Genomic DNA, 6959 nt, shown 5'->3' on the forward strand with positions numbered 1-6959 from the left:
TAAAATTTCATTTCTGTGGAGCCAACCAAGAACATCAAGGGACTTTCCCTGTAAAGGATGGAGGTTCTTTGTTATCGCTACTTTTGACGGAAAACCGTCGAGGTGGGTAGTGTGTCGTGTGCTCCTTCGATAAAGTTAATCATGATGTCCTTATGGATAGAGTATCCCGCCAGATACAAGATAAGCGTGTGCTAAAGCTTATCGGTAAATATCTGAGAGTCGGTGTTATGGTCAAAGGTCGCCTTCAGGCAACGCCCACGGGTGTTCCCCAGGGCGGCCCGCTTTCACCGTTATTAGCTAATATTCTTCTCGATGATTTGGACAAGGAATTGGAAAAACGTGGTCACCACTTTGTCCGGTATGCAGATGATTTCATCATTATGGTGAAAAGTCTTAGTGCTGGTAATCGGGTGATGGCAAGTATCCGCCGGTTCCTTAAACGTGAGCTGCGGCTTACGGTCAATGAGAAGAAAAGCAAGGTTGCACCGGTGGAGGAGTGCGGTTTTCTTGGTTTTGTATTTGTACGTGGCAAAATCAGGTGGAGTGATAAATCCTTTCTGGAGTTCAAGCGGCGTATACGTCTCTTCACAGGAAGGAGTTGGTTTGTTTCCATGGAGTACCGATAAAATTATTGGCAGTATTCGGGGCTGGATGAATTATTACGGGATACCGGAGTATTACCGTCCCATCCCTATATTAGACGAATGGCTCCGCCGCCGGATACGGATGTGCTACTGGAAACAGTGGCGCTATGCCCGTACCAAAGTCCGTAACCTTCTTAAACTTGGAACTTCCAAAAGACAGGCCATCATGACAGCGATCAGTCGCAAAGGGCCTTGGCATCTTGCCAGAACCCTGGTTGCGCAAACCGGCATGACCAACAAATGGCTATCTGAACAAGGGTTAATATCTGTCAAAGAACAGTGGGTGAAAATTCATTACCCGGCCACGGCCCGGTAATCTTGGTGAAACGCCCTGTGCGGACCCGCATGCAGGGTGTTGTGGGGGCTGGGGGATTAAAACCCCCGGCTACCCGATTGGATACTATTTCAAAATTGGCTTAACTCTGCCTCCAGTTTTTTGGGGGAGGATCACGTTTTAATTCACCCTAGTATGGGGATTTCACCTGAGGAGATAACGCTAAAAGGCCTGACGATACCGGTTTTTCCTTCCGTTCTCAGTTTGTGCAGATATTTCCAATGTCCAGTTATAGCACCAAGTATAACGTTCCCCGCTCCGCTTGGCCGATCATACGAAACCTGACCAAAGGTTTGATAATAAAATTTCCATTTCCCTCCTGCAGGGTATGCATATACAAAACATTTCCCACCCCACTCAGCTTTTCGTTTACGGATACCAACCGGCAATACTCTTACTTTTTTCAACGCGACTAATGGATTAGCGTCTTTAAAATAATTTGTTTTTCCAAAACTGATAATATTTTTTTGAATTATATTTCCATACTCTCTTTGTGCCATGCCATGCAATTCATCCAATTTTTGGACGCAAGCCGGTAATTGGCTGTTTGGTGCCCGATTATCCCCTCCCGGATCTTCTTCCTTCGCATTAGCATGATAAACAACGACATCATTCGACCGTTTTATGGTGTCGACATAAAACTTACATCCATGCATATTTGCAGTATAAAAGAATTTTACTCCTATATTAGCCTGTAAAGGTGCTTCTAATCTTAAGGATGTAATATGGTTTTCCTGCCAAGGCAAAAATACTGAGTCTCCTTGTTCGTTCAATTGAGCACTTATAGATTTACCATGCATTGTATTGTTTACAACTGTAATATTGCATCTCGATTTAATATATCTAAATCGATAATGGCTTGTTTTACACCCAAACAGCGGCTTCACACTACCTCCTGAACACGTATAGGGAACGTTTTTAAATGATGTTTTATCAGGTATCATGAAACACCTCCGTTTATTATTTTTACATTGTTAAAGGCCTTGGTATCCATTCTTATCTTACCATCAACCACATCAGCCCCTGTATTTAAAACAAAACAGATAAGAACAAAAAATATTGTTGCCATAATCTGGGTGGTTCGCATCATTTTTTTACTCTCCTTATTTCAAACTTGGCTATTACAAACCAATAAACCCACACCTATCAGAAAATTGATTGGTTAAACTTTTGATTTGTTATTTCCATACAGCCGTGGGTTGGCTGATTCATTTTCTGATTCCGTTTGTCAAAGATAAGTGGGTGAAAATTCATTACCTGTACGGCCCAGTAAACTTGGTGAACCGCCTTATGTGGACCCGCTTGCTAAAGCTTCAGCGGTAGCATTTTATAAGGCAATTGTCAACCCCGCTCCGACTGTCCGGTTAACATGAAAATCTGCGGCGTAGTCCGTAGCATTTTTAAAGTTGGGATGGTGTGATATTTTAAAATCATTCAAGCCACGCTTAACCTTGTATCTTTTTGGGGGGGGGGAGGGGGATCATCCGTGAATGAATACATAGATAGGCGCTATCTGGTAGTGTTTGAGTTCCCCCTACACCACAGCGAGTTTGCAACCAAGGGCCTCAACTACTTTTTTGATGGTCTCAAATTTTGGAGAACTATTTGGTGCCAATGCCTTGTAGAGGTTTTGGCGGCTCAAATTTGTTTTGCGTGCTATCTCACTCATGCCTTTGGCCTTGGCCACATTACCGATAGCAACCATTAGCAATTCGCTGTTACCCTCCTCAAAGGCTGCTTTTAGATACTCATGGATCATTTCAGGGTTGTCCAAATATTCGCTGGTGTCCCATTTTTTGGTAGTTATTTTCATAGATAATTACTCCAATTCGGCCAGAATGGCTTTTGCTTTATTAATATCTTTACTTTGGCTGGACTTATCACCGCCGCAAAGCAGAAAGACAATCTTCCCATTTTTGATGGTGTAGTAGATTCGGAAACCGGAACTAAAAAAGAAACGCAACTCAAACAGGTCAGTTCCCAACCTTTTATAATCTCCAAAGTTCCCAAGCTGGATGTGGTCAAAGCGGTTGATAATTCGGGCTCTGCTTCTAATATCCTTTATTTTTGAAAACCACTTATCAAAAATATTTGTTGTTTCGATTTCATATTTCACAATCGTAGTGTCGCACATAAGAGACAATGTGTCAACGTTAAAATAACCGGTCACATCCGGTTCATTTTTTTGTTGAAACTTTGTGATCCATAAATAATCCACAGATTGATTTATGGCCCATAAACTAATAAAGGAACTGAACTATTCTTCCCTGCTTCATAACTTTCAATTGCGTTTTCCGTCTGAATTCGAAACCGTATAATTTGACCACTTATTCGCTTCTTGTCTGGGGGGTCAAGTCCAGTGGACCAATTGTCAGATCAAGGTAGATCGGGTGAACACCGGAATGGGCTTGTACAAAAAATGTGCTTTCCCCCGGTGGTTCAACCAGGGCAAAGCTGATTGATTCGGTATCACCGGAAGTCGACCGATTCCCACGTTTCAACTCAACTCGGTTTCCGTGCCTGGTTAATTGAAACAGCTTGGAAAACCGCATCAATTTTTTGGTAATCTTGATTGAAATACTTGTATCGGATAAGTCTTCTATCTCATAAACAACACCATCAATCTCTATTGTTACCCCTTTTTCAGGCCGATTAAATTTTTTTATTTCTTTTATTTCTGATTTTTCCACAACAAACCGCACAATTGTCTGTTCCAGTTGGGAAACCGGATGATCCGGTTTTTTCAAATTCATCTGATAATTGAATGATCCCGGTGTTGCCTTGCCGTATTTATCGGTAAATGCTCCGTTTTTTGAGCTCATCTGGGTAAATTCAGCCGCATACTCATTATCAAAACTCCCTTTCAGCAGGACAGGATTTTTCCAGTTCACATAGGTGGTATCAGGCTCTTGCTCAAAAGAGACAGTCATTTCAAGGTTCAGGGAACTTCTTGAAATTTGCCCCTGGTTTACATGCCATGCCCCGGACCATATCTTTGGTATTTTAGCCTGGACAACAGGGAAATTTTTAAACAGCGTTTTCATTGCCACGCGCCTCAAACCTGCGCTTTTGAACGGAAGACTGGCATTCCAGTCAGGAATCGCATTCCCTGTCCCTTCTTGAAAATAAGTGATTTTTTCTCTGGTTTCTCCGTTGACTATTGTAAGGGTAAATCGGGGCGGAGCCATGTCTTTTAGAGGGGCTTTGGGGTTTTTGTCAGGTGTTTTCCCAGGTTTGCCCGAAAAACGAAAATCAAGTGCATTCTGATTCAAATGAAAGTCCAGACCCGTGATATTAAATGCCGCTGACTGCTCCCGGGCAAGCAGCTCGTTGATATCTTTAAATGTAACAATAATTTTGCGCCGCAATTGCTGTTTATCCTCAGTGTACCAGATTACTTTGAAATTCGGAGTCGGCAATAACTTTTCCAGTCTGTCTTCATCCAGCGGCGATGACATTTGTTCAGAAGCCATCTGTTTTTTAATATTGTCGCGCATCTCTTCATCGGCCCGGTCAAAGTGTTCCAAATATTCAAGGATACCACTTCCATCAGGATTTAAGATGATGGTCACTTCCCGGTCGATGCATCCGGTCAATAAAATTGTAGCAATGAACAGACAACAAATTTTAAGATTATTTAGACACATGGATTGCCTCCAGCTTTAATTTTTTTTCAACACTTCGTTTTTTTTCGATGACTTTAATCATCAGGTTAAACGGCAGCTTAGGGATGTGATCCAGGCCAAGTGAAACAAGATATACGATTCCGTCTTTGTTGGTAAGCTTACCGGCCGCCTCCTTTGTTCCTTTTTCCCAGATTTGATTCAGCTTTGCTTCTTTCCATTTTAGCACATTCATTGCATACCGCAGGCCATAACTGGTGTCCAGGTAGACACCCAAAATGGATGTTGCTCTGCAATTGGTGACCAAATCAATGGATGCGCCGGGAAAGGCGGCTGTTGAACTGCCATGCTCCACCCGGGTGATTATCAGTTTTTTGTTTTCTGCAAATGTCTGTGTTTTGGAGTGCATATCGTCATTGACAGCGATAAGGTGTTTACGGGTTTGAGTCGGCTCTTCAACCTTTAAAGATATCTCAAGTTTATCTATTTTTTGCGGCCATGCATTTTTTGCCTTGAACCCTACTTTTACCGGAAAAGCACCGAGCTTTCGCCCCCAGCGGTCCGTGCCGGTAAAGACACCGTCTTTTTCTCCATCTATGGCTGACTCGATTTTACTTCCATCAATAACCAATGATTTTAATTTTAGATCCGTGTAGGAAAACGGGGCAGCCACCAGGGTATCCAGGGTGAAGTTTACAACCATACTGCCGTTCAATCCGTCTTGGAACGTATTGTGTTCCCCGAGTATGTGAATATTAGCATAGTAACTGCTTAATGCATCACTTGATACGTCGGCATGGCTCCCGCCGCCGGTCAAACCCGATTTTCCGAATCCGCGTTCCCGGACCGGGTCGCCCAGAAGACGCGGCTTGATATCTGCGTTTATCCCGGAAGCAGGGATTTGGGCATAAGCGATCCGGGTTCCGATTTTCATACTTTTAAATGTTTTAATATCGGCTTCGTCAAACTCCCACCTGACGGTTTTTCCTGAAATTTTGCCATTGATCGATGTGGGTGGGACAGGAAAGGTAACAGATAGGTGATAGAATAAATCATCATACTCTTTATCCTCGATCTGGAATCCCTCATTGGTTTCACGTTCCCGGTTAAGACTCATCTCAAACTTATCTTCTCTGACGGTAAATCGCGGCATCATGGGGATTTCATATTCAAGTTCAGGCAAAGCCAGGCCAAGGTTTTTAAAGCGGTAAATGGTGACATACCACTGACCGTCCTCTTTTTTTACAAAGGTTTCTTTAAAAGTGAGATGTTTAAATTTTAACAGTTTGTCAGAATCCGATTTCATATCCGGTTCAATACTTTTAAGCATCTGTTCTTGAACATTGATCTTGCTTTTTAGAACGATTTGTCCGCTTCCATCAGAATTCAGATAAATGGCAAGATCCTGCCTGATGCATCCGCACAGGCCAATTGCCATACACAAGAACAAAAGACCGGGTTTGAATTTTTTCATACGCCTCCTGATTTTAGTTAAGGTTCATAACAGTCATTTCGGTGGAAATCTCCGGAACGGTTTTTCAGATCCAGAATAGTGACAGAATGTTTAGGATCTTCGGCTAAAAGAAGCCAAAAAAACAACTCAAAATCTTTAAAATCAGCACTTTTTAACCAGACACATAAATGTTTGTAAACCATTAAAAACGTTAAGTTGAGCGGCTAACTTGAAAATAACCGGTATCACCCGGTTCATTTTTTTGTTGGAAATAGGGTGTTCTGCACAAATGGTTACAGACGGATAAAGTTACTATAAATTTTTCCAATCAGGAATGGCTCTTGCAAATTCATCCTGAAACGCTGGTCTCTTTTCGTTGTTTGATTTTATTGGTAATGCATATTCTTTCCATTTATCTGTTTCTTTCAGAACCTCCAAAAGAACTCGTCTAATTCTTGCAACTGCAACAGCGTTTTCTGCATAGGTTTTTCTGGTTGCAGATACATTAAGATCGCCAACACATAATTTGTAAAACTTGAGAATTTGTTCCGGATATCGGCTTTCAAGTTCTTCTGCTGTAGAAAATACCTCATGAGAGCTAAAGTAAGATAATCTTCTATTTCTCTCAAAATATTTAAGAGCATTTTCATATTCTTTCCGATATAAATAAATTTTCACCGCTTGAATATTAAAGTTCTTTTTTATAATTTTAAGGAGCTTGGGCTCATATTTTCCCCACTCTTCTTTTTTTCATTCATTCTTGATTTCCTTATAAGAAGATAAAGTAAGACTTCCTGTTGTTTGGGAGAAATAATATTCCAAATATGTGTCTCGAACCCCAGCTTCCTTTGCCCTTTCAGCCAGGAATATTTTTAGATCGTCCATTCTTCCCCGGCCCAGTTTCA

The 6959-nt window shown here is 41.7% G+C and carries 9 protein-coding genes; 2 read left to right on the forward strand and 7 right to left on the reverse strand.

What is annotated here, in order from left to right:
* The first annotated feature begins 116 nt into the window (after window positions 1-116).
* Both K8S13_RS05390 and K8S13_RS05395 read left to right on the forward strand, forming a co-directional pair.
* A complete protein-coding gene (locus K8S13_RS05390) occupies window positions 117-626 on the forward strand; it encodes a reverse transcriptase domain-containing protein (RefSeq protein WP_291461020.1) in 510 nt (169 codons plus the stop codon).
* Complete coding sequence (locus K8S13_RS05395; RefSeq protein ID WP_291461022.1) at window positions 604-960, forward strand: group II intron maturase-specific domain-containing protein; 357 nt, start codon at window positions 604-606, stop codon at window positions 958-960. The genes K8S13_RS05390 and K8S13_RS05395 overlap by 23 nt, the downstream gene beginning before the upstream one ends.
* A gap of 143 nt (window positions 961-1103) precedes the next feature.
* Here K8S13_RS05395 and K8S13_RS05400 read toward each other — a convergent pair whose 3' ends face one another.
* The 7 genes from K8S13_RS05400 to K8S13_RS05430 all read right to left on the reverse strand — a co-directional run bounded on the left by K8S13_RS05400 (window position 1104) and on the right by K8S13_RS05430 (window position 6732).
* Complete coding sequence (locus K8S13_RS05400; protein WP_291461024.1) at window positions 1104-1922, reverse strand: hypothetical protein; 819 nt, start codon at window positions 1920-1922, stop codon at window positions 1104-1106.
* Window positions 1919-2068 carry a hypothetical protein gene (locus K8S13_RS05405; protein ID WP_291461026.1) on the reverse strand — a complete coding sequence of 50 codons (150 nt, stop codon included), beginning with the start codon at window positions 2066-2068 and terminating at the stop codon, window positions 1919-1921. The genes K8S13_RS05400 and K8S13_RS05405 overlap by 4 nt, the downstream gene beginning before the upstream one ends.
* 444 nt (window positions 2069-2512) lie before the next feature.
* Complete coding sequence (locus K8S13_RS05410) at window positions 2513-2791, reverse strand: addiction module antidote protein (protein ID WP_291461029.1); 279 nt, start codon at window positions 2789-2791, stop codon at window positions 2513-2515.
* A 6-nt stretch (window positions 2792-2797) separates the two neighbouring features.
* Complete coding sequence (locus K8S13_RS05415; RefSeq protein ID WP_291461031.1) at window positions 2798-3196, reverse strand: type II toxin-antitoxin system RelE/ParE family toxin; 399 nt, start codon at window positions 3194-3196, stop codon at window positions 2798-2800.
* 109 nt (window positions 3197-3305) lie between these two features.
* Window positions 3306-4625 carry a hypothetical protein gene (locus tag K8S13_RS05420; protein WP_291461033.1) on the reverse strand — a complete coding sequence of 440 codons (1320 nt, stop codon included), beginning with the start codon at window positions 4623-4625 and terminating at the stop codon, window positions 3306-3308.
* A complete protein-coding gene (locus tag K8S13_RS05425; protein ID WP_291461035.1) occupies window positions 4612-6075 on the reverse strand; it encodes a hypothetical protein in 1464 nt (487 codons plus the stop codon). Before K8S13_RS05425 ends, K8S13_RS05420 begins: the two co-directional genes overlap by 14 nt.
* Before the next feature lie 291 nt (window positions 6076-6366).
* Complete coding sequence (locus tag K8S13_RS05430) at window positions 6367-6732, reverse strand: hypothetical protein (protein ID WP_291461036.1); 366 nt, start codon at window positions 6730-6732, stop codon at window positions 6367-6369.
* Window positions 6733-6959 lie beyond the last annotated feature (227 nt).

It is taken from the genome of Desulfobacula sp., assembly GCF_021107415.1.